At 59.9% G+C, this 23357-nt stretch carries 13 protein-coding genes; 9 read left to right on the forward strand and 4 right to left on the reverse strand.

Going from position 1 to position 23357, the window contains the following annotated elements:
* Positions 1–66 precede the first annotated feature (66 nt).
* A complete protein-coding gene (gene fepB / locus DD586_RS13860) occupies positions 67–1113 on the forward strand; it encodes a Fe2+-enterobactin ABC transporter substrate-binding protein (protein ID WP_012885459.1) in 1047 nt (348 codons plus the stop codon).
* A gap of 28 nt (positions 1114–1141) precedes the next feature.
* Here the strand turns inward: fepB and entS are convergent, their stop codons facing one another.
* Complete coding sequence (gene entS, locus DD586_RS13865; protein ID WP_012885460.1) at positions 1142–2422, reverse strand: enterobactin transporter EntS; 1281 nt, start codon at positions 2420–2422, stop codon at positions 1142–1144.
* Between the two features lie 210 nt (positions 2423–2632).
* Here entS and fepD point away from each other — a divergent pair, with 210 nt between their 5' ends.
* The 3 genes from fepD to DD586_RS13880 are packed head-to-tail and all read left to right on the forward strand — an operon-like array spanning position 2633 to position 5590.
* A complete protein-coding gene (gene fepD, locus DD586_RS13870) occupies positions 2633–3700 on the forward strand; it encodes a Fe(3+)-siderophore ABC transporter permease (protein ID WP_080516776.1) in 1068 nt (355 codons plus the stop codon).
* A 10-nt stretch (positions 3701–3710) separates the two neighbouring features.
* On the forward strand, positions 3711–4745 hold the full coding sequence (gene fepG / locus DD586_RS13875; RefSeq protein ID WP_012885462.1) for an iron-enterobactin ABC transporter permease: 1035 nt from the start codon (positions 3711–3713) through the stop codon (positions 4743–4745).
* 47 nt (positions 4746–4792) lie between these two features.
* Positions 4793–5590 carry an ABC transporter ATP-binding protein gene (locus DD586_RS13880; protein WP_012885463.1) on the forward strand — a complete coding sequence of 266 codons (798 nt, stop codon included), beginning with the start codon at positions 4793–4795 and terminating at the stop codon, positions 5588–5590.
* A gap of 380 nt (positions 5591–5970) precedes the next feature.
* Here the strand turns inward: DD586_RS13880 and DD586_RS13885 are convergent, their stop codons facing one another.
* The 3 genes from DD586_RS13885 to fes are packed head-to-tail and all read right to left on the reverse strand — an operon-like array spanning position 5971 to position 16275.
* Positions 5971–14679 (reverse strand): amino acid adenylation domain-containing protein, encoded by an 8709-nt coding sequence (locus DD586_RS13885; RefSeq protein WP_012885464.1) that lies wholly within the window; start codon positions 14677–14679, stop codon positions 5971–5973.
* Positions 14680–14729: 50 nt separating this feature from the next.
* A complete protein-coding gene (locus tag DD586_RS13890) occupies positions 14730–14948 on the reverse strand; it encodes an MbtH family protein (protein ID WP_012885465.1) in 219 nt (72 codons plus the stop codon).
* Positions 14949–14982: 34 nt separating this feature from the next.
* Complete coding sequence (gene fes, locus DD586_RS13895; protein ID WP_012885466.1) at positions 14983–16275, reverse strand: enterochelin esterase; 1293 nt, start codon at positions 16273–16275, stop codon at positions 14983–14985.
* Between the two features lie 311 nt (positions 16276–16586).
* Between fes and DD586_RS13900 the strand changes: the two genes are divergently transcribed.
* From DD586_RS13900 to dhbA, 5 genes are all read left to right on the forward strand, one after another.
* On the forward strand, positions 16587–18797 hold the full coding sequence (locus tag DD586_RS13900) for a TonB-dependent siderophore receptor (protein ID WP_012885467.1): 2211 nt from the start codon (positions 16587–16589) through the stop codon (positions 18795–18797).
* An 84-nt stretch (positions 18798–18881) separates the two neighbouring features.
* Positions 18882–20069, forward strand: coding sequence for an isochorismate synthase (locus DD586_RS13905; protein WP_012885468.1), 1188 nt, complete (start codon positions 18882–18884; stop codon positions 20067–20069).
* A complete protein-coding gene (locus DD586_RS13910; RefSeq protein WP_012885469.1) occupies positions 20066–21694 on the forward strand; it encodes a (2,3-dihydroxybenzoyl)adenylate synthase in 1629 nt (542 codons plus the stop codon). The genes DD586_RS13905 and DD586_RS13910 overlap by 4 nt, the downstream gene beginning before the upstream one ends.
* A 3-nt stretch (positions 21695–21697) precedes the next feature.
* A complete protein-coding gene (locus DD586_RS13915; RefSeq protein WP_012885470.1) occupies positions 21698–22573 on the forward strand; it encodes an isochorismatase family protein in 876 nt (291 codons plus the stop codon).
* Positions 22570–23328, forward strand: a complete 759-nt coding sequence (dhbA, locus tag DD586_RS13920; protein ID WP_012885471.1) for a 2,3-dihydro-2,3-dihydroxybenzoate dehydrogenase — start codon at positions 22570–22572, stop codon at positions 23326–23328. Before DD586_RS13915 ends, dhbA begins: the two co-directional genes overlap by 4 nt.
* Positions 23329–23357: the final 29 nt, after the last annotated feature.

Below are 23357 nucleotides of genomic sequence, written 5' to 3' on the forward strand. Positions count from 1 at the left end.
CGTATTGAATATGATTCGCATTATCGATAACCTTGCGGCACATTTTCATGCTCAACAGGTAAACGTATGGTGGGATCAGGGACGTGCGCGCAAAGCGTGCCATCAGGGAATAAACAACAGGGTTACCTACCCTGGCTACTGGGGTTACTGGCAATGCTGCTGGTCGGTTGCGACAACGCCGCCACCCCAACGCCAACAACCTCGGCGTCAGCGTCCGTGGGCTGGCCCCGTACGGTACCAACGCCGAAAGGGCCGCTCACACTCACGCACCCACCACAACGCATCGTTTCCACCAGTGTCACCCTCAGCGGTACACTACTGGCTATCAATGCGCCGCTGGTTGGCTCCGGTGCCACCAGCCCTGATACCGTCGTGGCTGACGAGCAAGGGTTCTTTCGTCAGTGGAGTGCCGAAGCAAAAGACCGCCACGTCAAACCGCTCTATATCACCGAACCGAATGCAGAAGCGATTGCCGCGGCCGCACCGGACATGATCATTATTGCCGCCACTGGCGGTGACTCCGCCCTGAAGCTGTATGAGCAACTTTCGGCCATCGCGCCGACGCTGGTGGTGGATTACGGCGACAAAAGCTGGCAACAACTGGCTGACTATCTGGGTGAAGCTATCGGTCACGAAACCGATGCCCGCCAGGTCATTGAGCGTTTCGAACAGCGGGTGCAGGCGGTGAAACAGGCGATTGAGCTGCCGCCACAACCCGTGTCGGCACTGGTGTATTACGAAGACGGTCGGGGAGTTAACCTATGGACACCCTCGTCCGCACAGGGACAATTGCTCCATGAACTCGGGTTCCAGTTAGCTTCGCTGCCGGACAACCTGCCTACCGAAACGCGAATGGGCAAACGGCAAGATATTGTGCAGATTTCCGGCGAGAATATGGCTGCCAGCCTCAACGGCCAGTCACTACTGCTGTTCGCCACTGACGAGGATACCGTGAAGCGGGTTATCGATAACCCGTTCCTCAGTCACCTCGAACCGGTCGTGCAACACCGCGTTTGGGCGATGGGCCCGGACACCTTCCGGCTCGATTATTACAGCGCCAGCAACATGCTGGACCGGATCGAACACCGTTTTCGTCGGCCAGCGGCTCACTGACCGACAGCATTGATCACACGGCGACGCGTTATCCTTCCTGTAACACGTCGCCGGTTTCCTCTTCGGTCTGCGTTTCCGGCGGCTCGCCAAAACGGCATTGTCGTAGCGGACGTACCAGCAATGCCATCAGTGCCCCCAGCGCGGTCGCCGCCGCACCGAACGCCAGAATGCTGGTCGCAGGCACCAGGAGTTTGCCCATCAGCCCCAGAATCAGCGCGCCAACGGAATCACCGGTGACATCCTGCGCGGTACCGAGACTATTGACCCGGCCCAACAGGTGATCCGGCGTGTGACTCTGAATCAGGGTGAACTGCAACAACGAGGTGATCGCATTGAAATAGCCATAACAGACTAACGCCAGCAGCGCTGGCAGCAAATGGCTAAACAGCCCCAGCGACCCCACCGCCAGAAACGCCCCTGTCGCACAGCCCAGCAGAATGCGCCCCGGCCGCTCTACACCCGATACCCAGCCACTGGTAAACGCCCCCAGCATGGCACCCAGCGGTACGGCGGAATACATTAATCCCACCGCCGACGGCCCGGCGTGGTACGCGTCACCCGCCAGCGCCGGGAACAGCACCCGCATGGCACCCACCACGCTCACCAGCATACCCAGTAGCACCACACATCCCACCACCGGGTGCGCACAAACAAAACGCACCCCGCCCGCCAGCGCCTGTAATGGGTGCTCCGGTTTGCCCGGTGCCGGTTTCATGGTCGGCAGTCGCACCAAGGGGATCAAGGTCGCCAGCGTACCGGCGGCAGCCACCGCGAAATTCCAGCCTACGCCACCAGCGACAATAATCACCCCACCCAGCGCGGGTGACAAAATGGCACCCAGTCGTACCGTCAACATGGTCAGCGCCCCGGCAGCCGGTAAATTTTCCCGACCGACCAACAACGGGATGACCGCCATCAGCGCGGTCATCCCCAGTGCGCCGAAAAAGCCGTCCCAGGCCGCCAGCACGTACAGCGCCAGCAATGACGGCGTGCCGGAAAACGCGTTCAGGCTCAGTGCCACAAACCCTATCCCACAGGTGCCGCGGGCAAACAAAATCAGTTTGCGGCGATCAAAGCGATCCGCCAGTACCCCGCCCAACATCAGCCCGATAAACATGCCGATGCCATCCAATGCCACCGCCATACCGACCTGTAACGTTGAACCGGTCATCGCCTGAATCTGCACCGGTACACCTACGGTCAACATACCAAGAGCAAACACCGATAACATGCGGGCCACAAAAATGGCGCGAAAATGCGCATTCTGCCTGAGCAGACTGAAGTCGAGAAAAAAAGAAGATTTAGCCATGAGTGTTGGTTGAATTCCTGTCTTTAGTCAAAATGCGGCTTCGGCCGCACAGCAGCGCCGCCAGTAGCGACCTGAAAAACGGCATACCCGGCAAGGTGCGAGACGTTAATCCTGTGGTAAACGCCCCTAACCCGGCTTCAGGTCAATGTCTTTACCAAAACCTCAATGTTACCCTAGTCATGCCATAACATTAATGATAATAATAATCATATGCATTATTTAATAAAGCAGTTCTTATCAATGCGTTCATCTCTTTGTAGTCAGGCAACCGTCCTGCCGTACACACTGTCATCGTTAACCGGGCGTCGGCTTGGTGGCGTACTGCCTTGTCTGCTGTTGCTAGCTTTGGTGTGTCTCGCCAGCCTGATGCTGGGTGCCCGCGCCATCGCGCCGGAGGTCGTCTGGCAGAGTCTGGCCGGTCATACACAAGGTCCGGACAGCATCATCGTTTTACAGGCGCGGCTGCCGCGCACACTGGCCGGTATTCTGGTGGGCATGGCGCTCGGTGCCTCCGGTGCGGTGATGCAGGCGCTGACCCGCAACCCGCTGGCCGACCCCGGCATCCTCGGCGTTAACGCCGGAGCCAGTTTCGCCATCGTGCTCGGCATCAGCGTATTCGGGATTACCGGTATGGCGTCGTGGCTGGGGTTTGCCTGGCTCGGCGTGTTGGCAGCCAGCCTGATGGTGTGGATCATCGGTACACTGAGCGGCGGTCGGGTTAATCCAATACGCCTGACGCTGGCCGGTGTGGCGCTGAGCGCCGTGTTGTCGGGGTTTACCTCATCACTGTCGCTGCTCAATCCACACGCCTTTGATCAGTTGCGTCTGTGGGAAGCCGGTACGCTGGATATCCGTTCGCTGAGCAACATTGCCTGGGTCACGCCCATCGTACTGCTGGGCTGCGCACTGGCTTTTTTGGCCGCTCGTTCATTGAATACGCTTAGTATGGGGGATGACCTCGCGACGGCACTCGGCACCCGTGTGGGGGTCATTCGTGTGATGGCGATGCTGTCGGTGATGCTGTTGTGTGGCTCCGCTACCGCGCTGACCGGCCCGATTGGCTTTGTCGGCCTGATGATCCCCCATATCGCTCGCGGCTGGGCCGGTCCGGATCAACGCTGGATTCTGCTCTATTCCCTGCTGTTCGCCCCCATACTGTTGCTCTGCGCTGATATTGTCGGCCGCCTGTTGGTAGCGGGTGAATTGCGGGTTTCTATTGTCACCGCCTTTATCGGTGCGCCGGTGCTGATCTGGCTGGTACGCCAGCGCAAGTTTTAGGAAACACGTTATGTCTACCCGAACTCTGTTCCTGCGCACGGCTTCTGGTTTGATTAGCGGTCGGTTGCCGTTGCGTGCATTGTGGATCAACCTCTCGCTGCTGTTGGTCTGCATTGCCCTGCTGACGCTGGCAGTCAGCCTCGGCACCCTGCCGCTGTCAGCCGTCACCGTCTGGCAGGCGCTGGCTCACCACGGTGATGCCGGTACCGTGACCGTGGTCACCCAATGGCGCGCCCCTCGGGCGATCATGGCGTTACTGTGCGGTGCCTGTCTTGGTATCAGCGGTGCTATCTTCCAGTCCCTGACGCGCAACCCATTGGGTAGCCCGGACGTCGTGGGCTTTAACACCGGTGCCTATACCGGTGCGCTGGTCACGATCATTGTGCTGCACGGCAGCTATTACCAGATTGCCGGTGGTGCCATGTTGGGTGGTCTGGCGACCGCGTTACTGGTGTATCTGCTGGCCTGGCGGCAGGGTATCAGCGGTTTTCGGTTGATTATCGTCGGGATCGCGGTCAGTGCCGTGTTGTCGGCGTTCAATACCTGGTTGATGATCACCGGCGCGCTGGAAACGGTGATGAGCGCCGCCTTGTGGGGAGCTGGCTCGTTGAACGGTATGACCTGGGCCAAAGCCATGCCAGCGTTACTGGTAATGCCACTGACCGTGCTGGCAACGCTACTGCTGGCGCGGCGCTTGCAATTGCTGGAAATGGGCGATGACAGCGCCAGAGCGCTGGGGGTCAATGCACAGGCCAGCCGATTGTGGCTGATGCTGTGCGGCATCGTATTGATTGCGGTGGTCACGGCCAGTGCCGGGCCGGTTTCCTTTATCGCACTGGCCGCACCGCAGATAGCACGCCGCCTGACTCGTGCCAGCACTATGCCGCTGTGCGCCGCCGCACTGGTGGGGAGCGTGCTGCTACTGGCAGCGGATATTGTCGCTCAGCATCTGTTTACCGGTCGGCAATTGCCTGTCGGTTCGGTGACGGTCAGCATTGGCGGGCTGTATCTGATCGGGTTGCTGATCCGTGAATCGCGTCGCTAATCCGCCCCTTTAATTTACCTGTAATTTGCCTGTAAAGAGTGATTCGGATGACACAGCTTTTACACGCCGAGCAGTTAACGCTGGGCTACGACAACAACATTATCGCCCGCAATTTGAGCGTGGCGATCCCGGCAGGAAAATTCAGCGTCATCATCGGCCCCAACGCCTGTGGCAAATCCACCCTGCTGCGAGCGCTATGCCGCCTGCTCAAACCGATGGCGGGCGACGTGTTGCTGGACGGTACCAGCATCCACCGCATTCCCACCAAAACGCTGGCACGGCAGTTGGGTCTGCTGCCACAGCACGCTATCGTGCCGGATAACATCACCGTGATGGATTTGGTCGCGCGCGGCCGCTACCCGCATCAAACGCTACTGCGTCAGTGGAGTGAGGCGGATCAAGTGGCGGTGGAACAGGCGATGGTGGCGACTAACGTCAGCGAACTGGCAGAACGCAGCGTCGATGAACTGTCTGGCGGCCAGCGTCAACGGGTGTGGATTGCGATGGTGCTGGCACAACAAACGCCGCTGTTATTGCTGGATGAACCGACCACCTGGCTGGATATCGCCCATCAAATTGACCTGCTCGATCTGTTTCGGGAACTGAACCAGCAGCATGACCGCACACTGGTGGCGGTACTGCACGACCTCAATCAGGCCTGCCGCTACGCCGATCACCTTATCGTGATGCGCGCAGGCACCGTCATGGCGCAGGGTGCCCCCGCCGATGTCATCACCGCCGAACTGGTGCAGGCAGTGTTCGGCATGGCCTGCGTCATCATCGACGACCCGGTTTCCCACACACCCCTTATCGTCCCCTGCGGCCGCCATCACCCAGCCCCTTGACGCTGTTGACAAACAGCGCTGTTGTTTTGTTATTGGTGATTTCTGTTGGAGTTACGAGAGGTTTCGTGCTTGATGGCATCCGTTATCCCTTTGCGACATCATCGCACGCACGACAAGGAGAGGCTCAGCGCCGCCTCTCCTTGACCACTGGCTGGTGGCTAAACTGTGCCGCTGGCGCGGTCCCCTCGGCGTTCGCCTTCGCTGTTCGGGCCGCCCGTGACGCGTTCCAGACGCGGCACGGTCTTTCGCCGCGTCCATGCGGCTCACCCGGCGAAGACGAACACCTCGGCACAGTTTTTGACGCCAGAAAGACCCATTGCTGACGATTAAGATGGTTGTCTACAGCCTCCATGGCCGACTGCTGTCGGCCATGTTCTCATTCACCGGTGTAGCAGCTTATTCAGCAACGGCCCCAGGTTTTCCAGCGATGCGGGCGACAGAATATCCGCGTGCTCACAATACTGCGGATACTGCGTCAGTGTACCGACATACGGTGCCCAGGTTGCGTCAACGTCCATCCCTGCTGGCAGGGTGCGGGTTGCCACAAACAACGTGGCTTCACCGTCGTAACGCTGTGAACGGGCCGATGACAACAGCCGTACCGCATCCTGATAGTTAGCGACGATATTGCCAAACATCGCCTCCCGTTCTGCGCGCAGTTGCGGGTCGTCCTCCGCCTGCGTGTCGGCCATAAACCCGGCCTGTTCACGCTCGACTTCCTCGCGGGCGTCGGCTTCATCCGGGGCGGTCCAGTCCTGCCCTTCCGGCGGATAGGTATCCAACAAACCGAGGAACGACACCGTTTCGCCCGCCTGTTGCAACCGTGCAGCGATACCGTGCGCCAGCGTACCGCCGAGCGAGTAACCCAGCAGGAAATACGGCCCCTGCGGCTGAATACGCCGGATGGTCGCCAGATGGCGCTCACACATCGCGTCCACCGATTCACACGCGGCAATCACCCCGTCCGGTCGTGGTGATTGCAACCCGACGATCGGGTACTCCCCGTCCAGATACTGCAACAGACCCGCATACTGCCAGGCAAAGCCCGATGCCGGATGCAGGCAGAACAGCACCGGCCCGGTTCCCGTCCGTAACGGCAGCATATCGCCATTACCGTCCAGATGCTGGCTGTCCGCATCGCCTTCTACCAGCGCTGCAATGCGGGCTACGCTGCGTGCCGCCATAATCTGCCCCACCGTCAGCGAGTGTTGCAGCTGACGGCGAATCTCGGCGGCCAGTCGCATGGCCAGCAACGAGTGACCGCCCAGTGCAAAGAAATCGTCATCCACCGATACTGTCTCGCAGGCCAGTAAATCAACAAACAGGGCCGCGACCGTGCGTTCGATGTCCGTTTGCGGAGCGCGCCCGTCAGCGTGCTGTCCGGCAGGTGCCGGTAACGCCTTACGATCCAGTTTGCCATTCGCACTCAGCGGGAATGACGCCATCAGCACATAACTCACTGGCACCATATGGGCTGGCAATTGCTGCGACAGCGACTGTTGCAACTGGTCAACATCCAGCGAGACACCGGCCTGCGCCACCAGCCAGGCCACCAGCTGTCGGGCATCGGCACCGTGCAGTCGGGTTGCTTTTCCACCCAACTCACGCGCACCGACCACCGCTTGCGCCACGCCGGGCTGTGCCAGCAGCACCTGCTCAATTTCGCCCAGTTCGATGCGCTGACCACGGATTTTCAACTGGTCATCGCTACGCCCCAGGTAGTCTACCGTGCCGTCTTCCAGCCAGCGTGCGATATCGCCGGTACGGTACATCCGTTCACCGTGGGCAAACGGGTCCGCCACAAAACGGCTGGCAGTCAAATCCGGTCGCCGCAGGTACCCCTGCGCCAGTTGGATACCGCACAAATACAGATCGCCCGCTACGCCGACCGGTACCGGCCGCAACGCGCCGTCCAGAATACGCAGTTGGGTATTCCACACCGGCAGGCCGATAGGAATGCCCGGCAACTGACAGCGTTCCAGCGCCTCGCCAGAGGCCGGTTGCCAGGTGACATCCACTGCGGCTTCGGTCGGGCCGTACAAGTTGTGCAGCGGTGCCGCGATGAGCGACTGATAATCCAGCGCCAGTTCGCGCGACAGCGCTTCACCACTACAGAACACTCGCCGCAGGCTGCCACAGCCGATCTCGTCACGCGGATGCGTCTCCAGCGCACTCACCCAGGCCGCCAGCATCGACGGCACGAAGTGCAAGGTGGTCACCGCGTAATCGTTGATCAACTGTACCAGTGCCTCCGGGTCACGGTGCGCATCCGGCGGTGCCATCACCAGACGGGCACCGACCATCAGCGGCCAGAAGAACTCCCACACCGACACATCGAAGCTGCACGGTGTTTTCTGTAGCACCACGTCATCCGCCACTAACGGGTATTGATGCTGCATCCACCACAAACGGTTGACGATAGCCTGATGGCCGACCACCACCCCTTTCGGGCGGCCAGTAGAACCGGAGGTGTAAATCACGTAAGCGGCCTGCTGATCGGCGACCGGCGGCGACGAGTGACGCGGCGACTGGCGTTCATCCGCCAGCGTATCGAGCAACAGTACATCGGCCATGCCCGCAAAACGCGATTGCAAACGGCTTTCGGTGATCAGCAGGCGAGGTTGCGCATCCTCCACCATCAGCGCCAGCCGCTCATCTGGGTAACCGGTATCCAGCGGCAGCCAGGCCGCACCCGCCTCCAGAATGGCATATAACGCCAGGCTCAAGCGCACCGAGCGCGGCAGCGCCACCGCCACGATGTCGCCGGGGCGCACACCGGCGTCGATCAGCCGGTCGGCCAGCAGACGGGTCTGGCGTTGAACCTGACGGTAGGTCAACTGATGCTGACTATCCACCAGCGCGATACGCTCCGGCGTGCGTTGTGCCTGTGCTGCCAACGCCTGATGCAACGTACCCGGCGGTACTGGCTGTTCGGTACGATTGACCGCCGCCAGCAGCGCCTGCTCTTGCGGCAGTTGCAGATTCCAGGCCGACAGCGGGCGCTCCGGGTCTGCCACCAGTTGTTGCAGTAACAGTAATAAGCGCTGCGCCAGCCGCTGCGGCTGCGCCACGCTGTCGCGGTATTCCATCAGCAGCCGCAGCCGTTTGCCCGGCAGCACCAGCAGCGTCAGCGGATAGTGGGTATAACCCCGATTGTTGACCGCCTCACAGCGCAGCGCCTGCCCGGCCTGACTCAGCTCATCGCCATCCGGGTAGTTCTCCACCACCAGCAAGGTGTCGAACAGCGTGCCGGTACCCGCCAGTTGCTGGATTTCCCCCAGGCCTACGTCATCGTGTTCAATCAGTTGAATTTGCAGCGCCTGTAGCTCAGCCAACTGCGGCGGCAACGGCCGTGATGCATCCAACCGTACCCGCACCGGTAACGTATTGCTGAATAACCCGACCTGCTGGCTGATGCCGTCGATCTGCCCGAAGCGGCCGGACACCGGCGAGCCGAACAGCACATCGTCCGCGCCGCTACTGGCGCACAGCAACATCCCCCAGATGCCCTGCATTACGCTGTTGAGCGTCAGGCCATACTGTTTACACAGCGCCAGTAACCCGTGTTCCAGTTGCGGTTCCGGCAGTAACTCCAGCTCGCGCACTTCATCATGATACGAACCATCGCCATGATGCGGTCCGTCACCAAATAGCAGGGTCGGGCGGGCACCCGTCAGCACGTCACGCCAGCGCTGACGTGACGCCTGCGCGTCGCGGGCCGCCAGTTGCCGAACGATGTCGGCATACGGCACGCTGTGCGGCGTGAGTGCCGAGCGCCCCTGATACAACGTGGTGAACAGGTCACGCAGGCATACCGGGGTCGACCAGCCATCCACCACCAGATGATGCGCATTCAGAAACAGTGTGTGACGCTCAGTGCCCGCATGGCTGACCAGCAAGGCGTGCAACATGGATGAGGGCTGGTGAAACAGGTCGCGCGCCAGTTCAGCTTTTTCCAGCGCCAGCAGCGCAGCGGCCTCTTCGTCTGCTGGCATCGCCGGTAACGTCTGACTCTCCAACGGCCAGTAGCACTGGTCGTCACGCAGCACCGGCAACACCTGCAACGGCACCGACGTCTGTTCGGTATCAAAACGCGCCGCCAGTTGTGGATGGTGACGAACCACCGCTTCTAATGCCTGACTCAGTTGTGCCACCGACAGCGGGCCGTGCAACGACAGCCGGGTCAGCGAGTTATAACTCCCGGAGGTCTGCGCCAGTTGCGCGTGGAACAGCAACCCTTGCTGTAATGGCAGCACCGGCAACACTGCTGACAATGGCCCGTAATGTTGACGCAGGCAATCCAGCGTCTCGTCGGTGACCGCATCCTGCGCGACGTCAGCACAGACCAGCGTATCCGACAACGGCGGGTAATCCGCCTGTTGCCGCCACGCGTCGATCGCTTGCGCCATTCCCTGATGCAACGCGTCGATATCATCCTCATCGAACACGCCATGCGCCCATCCCCAGTGGATGGCCAGTTGCGGCTGTTCGCCCTGTTCATCAACAAAGATATTGATATCCAGCGGGTGGCTGAGCGGTATCGTCGGTGCCTGTAGTACGGCAAAGGTATCGCGGAAGTGGCGATCGCTGCGACGAGGTGACCAGTGGCCCTCGCCCGACTCGAAGCGCCCCAAATAGTTAAACAGGATTTCCGGTGCATGGGTGTGCAACGACGCCAGGGTCTCGGCACTCTGTGTATCCAGATAGCGCAGCACGCCGTAGCCGACGCCGCGATCCGGCACCGCCCGCAGCGCACTTTTCACCGAACGTAAAATAGCCCAGGGCGTATCGGCCTGTGCCGTCGGTGCCGCGATGCACACCGGGTATTCGGCGGTCAGCCAGCCGACGGTACGGGCGAGATCCACCCCTTCCGGCGTTTCGATACGCCCGTGAGATTCCAGTGCCAGTCGCAGCGGTTGCACGCCAAAACGGTGGTGGCAAGCCTGAACCAACGCGCCCAGCAGAATCTCGTCCACCCGCGCCTGATAGCATTCCGGTAAGCGCGTCAGCACCGCCTGCGTCAACCGGGTATCCAGCACCCGACGTGATTGTTGCCGGGTCTGCTCCTGATCGCAGGACGGGTTAAGCGCTCGACGCCCCAGCCGAGGCAGTGGCGTCGCCAGCACTGATTGCCAGAATGGTAACTCAGCACGGCGCGCGGCTACCTGCCCTTTCAGGCTGGCAGACCAGTCGTATAGCGAGCACTCTTCAGCCGCTAACACGACCGGCTGCCCCCCCATCGCCGCTTCAGCAGCCTGACGCAGCTCGGGTAACAGCACACGCCACGACACGCCGTCCACCACCAGATGATGGGCCACCAGCACCAGCCCACAAGCACGACCATCGCGTTGCAATAGTACGGCCTGCATCATCTGACCGGCTGCCGGGTCAAGACGTGCTACCGCTGCCTCAAATGCCCGTTCTGCCGCCACCTCAACCGGCTCTTGTGCGCTTAGCGTGTCACACTGTAGCGGCACGGCCGTCGATGACGTCTGATGAATGATCAGATGGTCGTCACAGGTCTGTGCGGTTAACGCCGGGTGGGCCTGCACCAGTGCGCTCAACGCCTGCATCAGGTGTGCCGGTTGCAATGTTTCAGGCACCGACAGGAATACGCCGTGCGCAAACCGTTGGTTGATGCCCGCCAGTTGGGCGAAACTGTGTACGATAGGCAGCCCGTCCACCACACCGTAGCGCATGGTGCGTGACGGCGTGGCTGTCGTCGTCAGCGGCTGCATCGCCTGCGCCATCCGCGCTGGCGTGCGCTCGGCGAAAATGGTTTTCGGCCGCAGTTGCCAACCGGCGCGTCGCAACAGCGTGCCCAGCCCCATGGCGGAAATACTGTCGCCGCCGAGTGCAAAGAAATCCGCTTCCGCGCTGACCGCGTCCAGTTTCAGCAGGCTGGCGATGGACTGGCAAATCAGCCGTTCTTCATCGGTGGCGGGTTCACGTCCCGCCACGGCTTCTGCTTGCTGCGGTTTTGGCAGTGCCTGACGGTCAATTTTACCGTTGACGGTCAGCGGCAGTTCCGCCATCACCATCAGCACCGCCGGGACCATGTAATCCGGCAGTTGCTCAGCCAGTTGTGCCAGCAAACGGGCAGCGCAATCCGGTTGTTCGCGGACGTTCTCGTTCGGCACCGAGCAATAACCGATGAGCCGGTGCGTCGCACCCAGTGGTTCGGCGATCACCACCGCGGTACTGACCTCATCCAACGCCACCAGCGCATTTTCTACTTCGCCCAGCTCCACGCGAAAGCCGCGCACTTTGATCTGATGGTCAACGCGGCCGATAAAGGCCAATTGGCCGTCGTGACGCCAGCGCATCAGGTCGCCGGTGCGGTACATCACCGCCCCCGCTATGAACGGACAGGCGACAAAGCGCGTCGCCGTGAGATCCGGGCGGCGCAGGTAACCACGCGCCAGCCCCGGCCCGGCGATATACAGCTCACCGGGGACGCCTACCGGCACCGGTCGCAGGTGGTTATCCAGCAGCCACACACGGGTATTGGCGACCGGTTGGCCGATAACCGGCTGGTCCGCCACCGTGACCCGGGCACCCAGCGTATCGATGGTGTATTCCGACGGCCCGTAATAGTTATGAATTTCCATCTGCGGGTGCTGGCGCATCAGTTGCCACAGCCGAGGTGTGGCCGCTTCACCGCCAATCATGATGAAAGCGGGCTGATGGTTATCCGGCTCCAGCAAGCCGCTGTCGATCATCTGGGTGAAAAACGACGGGGTGATGTCCAGCAAATCGATAGGCGTCTGAGTAAAGTGTTGAACCAGCGCCCAGGCATCTTTACGCAGCTCTTCATCGAAAATGTGTAATTCGCTGCCCATCATCATGCAAAACAGCGGTTCCCAGGAGGAATCGAAGGAGAATGACGCCGTGTGTCCGGCACGTAAACGGCGACCATTTTGCCGTGAAAAGCGATCTATCACCGGGCCAAACAGGAAGCTCGAATGTGACATCATCAGGTTGAGCAAACCGGCATGGGTACTCATCACCCCTTTCGGCTTCCCGGTAGAACCAGAGGTGTAGATCATGTACGCCAGATGTTCAGCCCGTAACGGCTCTCGTCGCTCCGCGTCCGTTACCGGGTGGGCAGGCAAGCGGGCGCACTCGGCCCGTAACGTGGCATCGTCCAGACACAGCACCTGCGGCAGTGTCGGCATAGACTCACGTACCGTGCTGTGGGTCAGCAGCAGGACCGGACGCGCATCGTCACACATCAACGCCAGACGTTCGCGTGGGTAATCCAGATCCAACGGCATATAAGCCGCACCGCTGGCCAGTACCCCAAACATCGCCACCACCGACGAGACCGAACGCGGTACGCCGATCGCCACCACATCACCGGCACCGATGCCCTGCGCCATCAGCCGACGGGCCAGTTGCATGACCTGCGCCGATAACTGGCGGTAGCTGAGTTGCTCGCGGCCGCAGGTCACAGCCAATGCATCGGGTTGTTGCTGTACCTGCTGTTGCAGGCAATCCAGCACCGAGTGCAACGTCGTGGGTATCGTCAGGCGCGGGCCACTGCCCCAGCCGTCAATACGCCGCCATTCGTCGTCACTCAACAGGCTTAATTCGCCGATAGCCTGCTCCGGTTGTTGTATCAGTTGCGTCAGCAGGTGTTGCAGACGCTGCGCATGCCCTTGCAACGCTGGGGCATCATAGCGCGCCGGATTGGCGACCAGTTCCAGTTGCAGCTCGCCCTCCTGCACGCCAAGGGTAAACTCCATATCGTCCACCGGCCCCATCGCCAGCACATGGGTGGTGACCGGCGTATTGCCCAGTGTCAGTTCGGCGTTATACACCTTGAAATTGATCACTGGCCCGTACAAGCCCTCACTGCCACCGACCAGCCCCAGATCCCGTCGTAACTGTTCCGCTTCATAACGCTGATGACGTCGTACCGCCTTGATTTCCTTCTGCAACCTCTGCGTGGCATCGATGAGGGTCATCTCGGGTTGCAGCGTGAGTTGAAGCGGCAGTACGTTCACTACCGGCCCACACGCACACAATGCTGCCGACCCCATGCGCCGCATAAACGGAAAGCCTACCGACAAACGCGACTCGCCACTCATGCGGTAGAGGTACACCGCCAGTGCCGCCATCGCAATTTCCGCCGGTTGTAGCTGAGCGCCAAACCGTTGCTCCGCCAGTGCGACAAAAGGTGCAGCGGGTAAGGTGACCCGTTGTTGTAAGGTGCGGATGCCCTGCGGCGAGGCCTCACAAACGTCTGCCGCCAGCGACACCGGCGTCGGCAATTCGCTGGCATGCTCGCGCCAGAACGTAGCCGACTGCTGATAGGCCGACGAACGTTCCCACTCTTGGTATTCCGTCACCACATCAGCAAACGGTGTAAACGGCGAGGCGTCCGGCGTTTTACCGGCGCTAAGGGCGTTGTAAATCGCCACAATACGCCGGGTCAGAGCATCGAAACTGAAACCATCCACCATCAGATGATGAAAGCGCTGATACCAGAACCAGCGTTCCGGCTGTGCCGATACCTGCATCAGTACCTGACGATACAGCGGTTGCCCACCATCAACCGGCAGCGGCGCGGCTAAATCCGCTTGCATCAGCGCCCAGGCAGCCTGCTCGCCTTGCGCTAGGTCGCGAAAATCCAGCCATTCCGGTTCATGAATCGCCGCTATACCCGGTGCAGAAGGTAGCCACTGTACCGGTTCGCCAAGATCATTGAAGCCAAAGCGCGCCTGCACCGTATCCGCTTCCGACAGCCCCTGACGGATGGCCGCCAGCAGACAGTCCGGGTCAACCGGGCCGTTCAACTCCAGCGCATGCGCCACCGTGAACGCATTCGACTGACTGGCGATGTGATCGGCCATCCAGATACCGGGTTGGGCCGCCACCAGCGGCAGTTCCAACACATTCACCGACTGTGCCGACGTGACGTCGTGAGCAGAAACCGGCTGCCCGGACGCTCCCGCCGGGGAGAAGGAGACGTGGGGATGAGACGATGACGCTTCAGCGGATGATGGCTGCTGGGTCGATGATGGTTTCTTTGTCGATGATGATTGCTGGGTAGATAATTGTGTTTCGTTAAGTAGCTCTGACACGTTGTTTTCCTTACTCCGTCAACGGAAACAGTCCCGACTGGTCATGCCGGTTAGGCGTTTTCAGCCCGCAGGCTCGCCGGACGCATGTCCTGCCAGTGGGTTTCGGTATAGGCGATGCACGCCTCGCGGGACTGCGGCCCGTAGACCACCTGCCAGCCCGCCGGTACGACGGCAAACTCTGGCCACAGGCTGTATTGCTGTTGCTCGTTGGTGACGACCAGAAATGTCAGACGATCATCGTCAAACGGATTTACTTGTTCCTGACTCATTGTTATTACCTCATGTGATAAGGGGTGCCGCGCGTTATCGGATATGGCTGTGGTTTAACAACCAACGACATCCGTCCATCAACCCGCCACGCCAGCACAAGGTGTCATGCCCACCGGCATACACACGCTGGTAAACCTGATGCCCTGCAGCTATCAGCGCCTCATGCATCTGTTGATTGACGAAGGCGATATCTGCCTCACGCCGTCCCGCTTCCTGAAAAATCACCAGCGGCGATGCCGTCCGACCACCCTGCCGCACCTGGGTCACCAACACGCCGGGCTCCAGCGTCGCGTGCTGATCAAAATCGGTGATGAATTGCAGATTCGGCCACCAGAACGAGCCAGATTGCGTGAGTACGCGGCCAAAACGCTGCGGCCAGTGCAAACCGGCGTACAGCGCCGCCAGTCCGCCATAACTCTGCCCGGCTACGACGGTACGGTCCGGATCGTCACTAAACGGCGTCAGGCGCGCTGCCTGCGGCAGCAATTCCTGCTGTACCGCCAGCCAGAACGCGGCATCGCACGGCAGTTCCCGACAACGGGTTTCCCCATCAATCGCGTCAATAAATAACCAAACGGCGGGCGGAATATTGCCCTGTGCGGTTTCCGTATCCAGAGCATTAAACAGCGGTGTGTCGTCAGCCCACCGCTGCCCATCCAGAATGAGACAGAGCGGCCGTTGTGCCGGAGCGTCGCTCTCCCCGGTGGTGTACAGCCAAATGCGACGCTGGTTGCCAAGCTGCTCGCTCTGCCAGTCAAACACCGTCAGCCTGGCTGGGTCTGCGCCACTCGCTGTCCCTTGATCCACCGCACACCAGGCCTGCTGTGATGGCGCCCCCGGCATATGCGCCGCTGACAATTGCGCTCCCCACGGTCGGCTCAGGTTGAACGGGTCAGCCATCGCGCAGGGAAACAGCGAACACCACCACGCCCGCTGCTGATCATCACGCTGTTGTTCATCGTCGCTGAATGCCGGTGGCAGTTGCGCCGCCGCAATCGGGATCAGGGAATAACTGCCACGCCAGTCGTGTTCAATTACCATCGACCAATGCCAGACATCGGTGCCGGGCAGGCGCGCCAGGCTCTGCGGATCAGTACTGTGGTGATCGGTCACGCCGTTGATATCGGCATACACCCGTTGGATAGCGGAGTGATGCTCATCGCCGTTCGGGTCACGCCAGAGAAAGGTCATGCGAACCCGCTCGCTATCCTGCGTTTCCACCAGCGGCGTACCCACGCGGGCGATCTGTTGCCACCACGCGTCATCCCCGGCCTGGGGTGATGACAACAGCGTGGCGGCGAAACCTGACGGCTGTACTGCCGACATCAAAACCTCCTGGGTCAACCCTTTACGTTTCACTTACATTCAGTTAACAGAACTAATGTGTCGATTTGTGAATTTACATTTATTTAGACAACGAGAATAATATTGAGAAACATTTTCATTTGCAATAAGATGCAATTCCCAAAGTTTACTGGGATTTAAAAACTCGCCATCTGGTCACATATCGCTAAAAAACAAATTAACCACATGAATTCAAAGTTAATTCGATTTTTTAATGCAAAGAATGGCAAGGCCGGTGAGTACACAGCCTGACGCACATAAAAAATAAGGTCTTTTACAGGAGGGGATCTCTGATGCGTAGCACCAGGAAGAAACAATTAACAAAACTAAAGTCTTGGCAGAAAAATAAAAACGCCATGCCAGCCATGCTGGCTTCCACCTTGCTGGTGGCTGCGCATGCACAGGCAGCGGACACCACGACCAGTACCGATACCATGGTGGTGTCGGCAACCGCCGCTGAAAGCGTGACTGCACCGCTGAAAGGCATCGTGGCGAAGGAAAGTGCGTCCGGCACCAAAACCAGCACGCCGCTCATCAAAACCCCGCAATCCGTCACCGTGGTCACCCGCGACCAGATGGACGCACAAGCGGTTTCTTCCGTATCCGACGCTCTGAACTATTCCAGCGGCGTGGTCAGCAACTACCGCGGTTCGTCTAACCGCAACGATGAAGTGATTGCCCGTGGTTTCCGCTACGCGCCGAAATTCCTTGATGGCCTGAGCTATGGCCTGAGCGGCCAGGGTGCTGCGCTGGGGAAAATAGACCCCTGGTTACTGGAACGAGTAGAGCTAGTGCACGGTCCTGCCTCCGTCCTGTATGGACAGGTCAACCCCGGCGGGCTCATCAGCATGACCAGCAAACGCCCAACGGCAGAAGATATCCACAAAGTGGAATTCAGCGCGGGTAATCAGCATCTGGGTGAAGCGGCGTTTGATTTCGGCGGCGCACTCAATGACGATAAAACCCTGCTTTACCGCCTCAACGGTATCGCCAGCACCCGTGATGAATTCGTCAAGGATTACAAAGAGAAGCGCGTTGCTATCGCGCCAGCCATTACCTGGTTGCCGAACAGCGATACCAGCTTTACGCTGCTGACCAGTTACCAGAACGACCCTAAGGCCGGTTACCGCAACTTCCTGCCCAAGATAGGTACCGTGACCGAAGCCAGCGCAGGCTATATTCCGCGTGATCTGGACGTCAGCGACCCTAACTACAATCGTTCAAAACGCGAGCAGATCGGCATCGGTTATATTTTCGACCACTCCTTCAACGATAACGTCTCTTTCCAGCAAAACTTCCGCTATTCCCAGCTAAGAGAACGTTACAAGTATCTGGTGTATACCTGGAGTAACCCGGAGATCTCTGATACGTCGCTGTCCCGCCGTCAGGTGCGTGAAGAGCTGAACGCCGACGAAATCGGTCTGGATAACCAGATGAAGGTCAAGCTGGAAACCGGCGATGTCCAACACACTGTACTCAGTGGGGTGGATTACAAATGGCAGGATCGCGATTACAACTACTGGCGCAACAGCGGTTCGGGATACAACTTTGACTGGGCGAACCCCAGCTACGGTGGTTCTTATCTGGTCAGCGACAGCCAGCTCTCGTTGAACCAGTCTTACAAGAAAAAACTCGATCAGGTCGGCGTTTATCTGCAAGACCAGATGGAATGGAATCAGTGGAACCTGCTGCTGTCCGGTCGCCATGACTGGAGCCAAATACGCACGCAAGACCACACCACCAGTACCTCAACACAGCAAGACGACAGTAAATTCACGGGTCGTACTGGCCTGCTCTACGCGTTCGATAACGGTATTTCGCCGTATGTCAGCTACAGCACCTCGTTTGAACCCAACCTGGACTCCGGCGCCCCCGGCACGCCTGCGTTTAAACCGACCACCGGTGAACAATCCGAGGTGGGTATCAAATTCCAGCCTAAAGGCAGCAATACCCTGCTGACCTTATCGCTGTTTGATATCACGCAGAAAAACATCACCTCGTACAACAGCGTGACCCAGTACAACGAACAGATCGGCAAAGTGAAATCCAAAGGCGCGGAAGCGGAAGTGCACACGCAACTGACGCCGGAAATCAGCCTGATGGCGGCCTACACCTATACCGATGCGGTCACCAAAGACAGCTACACCGCCAGCCAGGTGAACAAAACGCCATCGGCGATTCCGCGTCACTCCGCGTCCACCTGGGGCAGCTACAGCTTCCAGAACGGCCCGCTGCGTGGTGTCACGCTGGGTACCGGGGTGCGTTATGTCGGCTCAAGCTACGGCGATAACGCCGAGAGCTTCAAAGTCCCGGCTTATACCCTGTACGACGCGATGGCGCGCTACGAGTTAGGTTCGCTCTCTTCGCAGTTGAAAGGCACAACGGTGCAACTGAACGTCAACAACCTGACCGACAAGCGCTATGTGGCGTCATGCGGTGGCGATACTGCCTGCTTCTACGGCAGCGGGCGTACTGTCGTCGCGACGGTCAGCTACAGCTGGTAATACGCGGCAGGGCGGGTTTTCCCGCCCTGCGGTGACGCCTGCGCGCCACCATTTTGTTCCACTCTCGACATAAGGATACCCCCCGTGTCAACGCTCGCAGCTACCTCTTCATCGCTGGATGTCCGCACGCTTCAGCACGATGATTTTCTGTTTCTGTCTCCCGACAACAGCCTGCATGCCCGTGGATGTTACGCCGCCTTGTCGACGGCCGTGGCAGGGGGCGAGCACCTCCAGGGCGATGTTCAGCAGCAGGTCAGCGCCCTGTTTGCCCGCGCCCGGCAGGATGGTATCGCCCGGCCGCTGCTGGTGGGCGCTATCCCGTTTGACAAACGCCAGCCTGCACGACTGTTTGTGCCGCAACAGTCGCACTGGTTCTCACGGGACACCCTACAACACGATATTCTGCCCTCTACGCCAATAAGCGCACGCCAGATACGTGAAGTACCGGGACACGATGCGTTTTGCCAGATGGTCAGCGCAGGCGTTGAGGCCACCCGTAACGGCGATTTGAATAAAATCGTGCTGTCTCGCCTGCTGGATATCGACACCGAACAACCGCTGGACTCAATCCGCCTGTTGCGACAACTCAACCAGCAAAACCCCTGGAGCTACAACTTCCACGTACCGCTGGAACAAGGTGCACTGCTGGGTGCTAGCCCGGAACTGCTACTGCATAAGCAGGGTAACCAGATTGTGTCCCAGCCGCTGGCCGGTTCCGCCCGCCGTAGCGACGACCCGGTGGAAGATCAGCGCCTGCGCCGTACGCTACTGGCCTCCGCGAAAGATCGCCACGAACACCGACTGGTCACCGATGATATTCGTCGGGTACTGGCAGCACGTTGTCGGACACTGAGCATTCCGGACACCCCCGAGCTGCTGAGCACACCGGTGCTGTGGCATCTGGCGACCCGTGTTCAGGGTGAAGTGTTGAACGCCCAGGAAAACGCCCTGTCGATTGCCTGCCTGCTACACCCCACCCCGGCGCTGTGCGGCGTACCGTTTGAAGCGGCTCGGGACCGTATCGCTCAACTGGAACCGTTCAACCGTGGGCTATTCGGCGGTATCGTCGGCTGGTGCGACGATGAAGGCAACGGCCAGTGGGTGGTAACCATTCGCTGTGGCGAGGTACGGCAAAACCGGGTACGGCTGTTTGCCGGTGCAGGCATCGTACCAGACTCTCAGCCCGTGTCTGAATGGCACGAAACCGGCGTTAAATTGAGCACCATGCTGCGTGCATTTGGTCTTCGTCAGGATCAGGAGTGTGCAGCATGATGGTTGAATTCACCCGCTGGCCGCCCGAGCTGGAGCAGCGTTATCGCGAGCGGGGCTACTGGCTGGATCTCCCGCTGGGCGACATCCTCACCCGTCATGCTGATAATGACGCCATCGCCCTGATCGATGGCGAACGCACGCTCAGCTACCGCCAGATGAACCAACTGGTGGCGCAATTAGCTGGCTCACTGCAACGCCAGGGCATCACCCCAGGGCAAACGGCGCTGGTACAACTAGGCAATATCGCCGAGTTCTACCTGACGTACTTCGCGCTGCTGCGTGCCGGTATCGTGCCGGTCAACGCCCTGTTCAGCCATCAGCGCAGCGAGCTGTGCGCCTATGCCGACCAGATTGCGCCAACGCTGCTGATAGCCGATCGCAGCCACGCATTGTTTGCCAGCGATGATTTTATCAACGAACTACGCCAACGCTGCCCCACGTTACAGCACGTTCTGCTGCGTGGTGATGGCGACACGTCTCAGGATTTGTCACAGTTGCTGCTGGAAGCGGAAGCCTTCGCACCAGCAACCCCGACACCCGCCGATCAGGTGGCATTCTTCCAGCTTTCCGGCGGTAGCACCGGCACCCCGAAACTGATTCCTCGTACCCACAACGATTACTACTACAGCATCCGCGGCAGCGTGGAGATTTGCCGGGTTGACGCACATACCCGTTTCCTGTGCGCCCTGCCCGCCGCCCACAACTACCCGCTCAGTTCGCCGGGCGCACTGGGTGTGTTTTATGCCGGGGGCACGGTCGTGCTGGCAAGCGACCCCAGCCCAGCCTGCTGTTTCCCGTTGATTGCGCAGCACCGCATCACCCTCACCGCGCTGGTCCCCCCAGCTGTCACACTGTGGCTGGAAGCGGTGGCGTTATCCGGCGATCGCCACGCGCTGGCAAGCCTGCGCGTACTGCAGGTCGGTGGTGCTCGGTTAAGCGAATCGCTGGCACGGCGCATACCAACAGAGCTGGGTTGCCAGTTACAGCAAGTGTTCGGCATGGCCGAAGGGCTGGTGAATTACACCCGGCTGGACGATGACGATGTCCACTGCTTTACCACGCAGGGCTGCCCGATCAGCGACGATGACGAGGTCTGGGTAGCCGATGCCGACGGCAACCCATTGCCGCACGGTACACCGGGCCGTCTGATGACGCGTGGCCCCTACACCTTCCGTGGTTACTACCGCAGCCCGGCCTACAACCGCCAGGTGTTCAACGCGCAAGGGTTCTACTGCTCCGGCGATGTGGTGATCCAACAGGCCGATGGCTACCTGCAAGTGGTCGGGCGTGAAAAAGACCAGATCAACCGTGGCGGGGAAAAGATTGCCGCTGAAGAGATCGAAAACCTGCTGCTTCGCCACCCCGCCGTGATCAACGCCGCGCTGGTGGCGGTGCCCGACCCGATGATGGGTGAGAAAAGCTGCGCTTTTCTGGTCACCCGCGAGCCACTCAAAGCGGTGACATTACGTCGCCACCTGCGTGAACAGGGTATCGCCGACTACAAATTACCGGACCGATTTGAACAACTGCCCACCCTGCCGGAAACCGCAGTGGGCAAAGTCGATAAACAGCGGCTACGCCAGCTGGCGCAACAGCACGTCGCAACGGCCGCTGCAGGAGAATAAATCATGGCTATTCCAAAACTGAACGCCTACCCACTTCCCAGCGCAGAGCACCTGCCAGTCAATAAGGTGAACTGGCCGGTTGACGCCTCTCGCGCGGCCTTGCTGATTCATGACATGCAAAACTACTTCCTCAATTTCTGGGGAGAAAACAGCCCGCTGACCGAACAGTTGATCGCCAACGTCGCACGCCTTCGACAGGCATGCCGTCAGCAGGGTATCCCGGTGTTTTATACCGCCCAGCCCAATCAGCAAAGCGACGCTGACCGGGCGCTGCTCAACGACATGTGGGGACCGGGACTCAATCGCCACCCGGAACAACAGCGCATCGCCGCCGCCCTGACGCCGGAAGACAGCGATACCGTGCTGGTGAAATGGCGCTACAGCGCCTTCCACCGTTCTGATCTGGAACAGCGCTTGAAATCATCCGGCCGTGACCAGTTGATTATCTGTGGGGTATACGCGCATATCGGTTGCCTGACGACCGCTACCGATGCGTTTATGCGTGACATCAAACCGTTCATGGTAGCCGATGCGCTGGCAGATTTTTCCCAGGAAGAACACCTGATGGCACTGCGTTATACCGCCGGTCGCTGCGGCCGGGTGCTGACCTGCGAACAACTGCTGGATGCGCTCACGCCACATACGGACGACGGCCTGACGCGCCTGCGCGCCGAACTGCTGCCGTTGCTGGATGACGATGACGACATCGGCGACGACGACAACCTGCTGGATTATGGGTTGGATTCAGTACGCATCATGTCGCTGGTTACCCGCTGGCGTCAGCAAGGGCATGACCTAGACTTCGTGGCATTAGTGAAAAAGCCTACGTTGCGTCACTGGCATCAGTTGCTCAGCCAGCGTCAGGCGGAGGAAGCATGAGCGTCGCGCTGGATTTCAGCGGTAAGCAGGTGTGGGTAACCGGTGCCGGACGCGGCATCGGTTATGACATCGCCTGCCGTTTTACCGAGGCGGGGGCGACCGTCACCGGGTTTGACCGTGCCTTTTCCTCAGACGATTTGCCGTTTCACGCCATCGAGCTGGATGTCAGCGATGCAGCGGCTGTTGCTGCCACCTGTGCCAGACAACTGGCACAGACGCCGCATCTGGATGTGCTGATTAACGGTGCCGGGATCCTGCGAATGGGCCACACCGAAACGCTCAGTCAGCAAGACTGGCAGGATTGCCTAAACGTCAACGCTGGCGGTGCGTTTCATCTGTTTCAGGCCGTGCTCCCACAATTTCAGCGGCAACGCCGCGGTGCTATCGTGTCTATCGGCTCCAACGCCGCGCATGTGCCGCGCGTCGGCATGGCCGCCTATTGCGCTTCCAAGGCGGCCTTACGCAGCCTGTGCCTGACCGTCGGTCTCGAATTGGCGCCGTATGGCGTGCGCTGCAATCTGGTCTCACCCGGCTCCACCGATACCCCGATGCAGCGCAGCCTGTGGCACGCCCCCGATGCAGAACAACACACCATTACCGGTTTTCCGGAACAGTTCAAACTGGGCATTCCGCTCGGCAAAATCGCCCGTCCGCGCGACATTACCGACACAGTGCTGTTTCTGGCGTCTGATTTGGCAGGCCACGTGACGTTACAGGATGTGGTCATCGACGGTGGTGCTACGCTGGGCGCATGACCCCGGCACGGGCTCTTGATGGAAAACAG

Origin of the sequence: Dickeya parazeae Ech586, from assembly GCF_000025065.1 — a bacterium.
Taxonomy (GTDB): domain Bacteria; phylum Pseudomonadota; class Gammaproteobacteria; order Enterobacterales; family Enterobacteriaceae; genus Dickeya; species Dickeya zeae.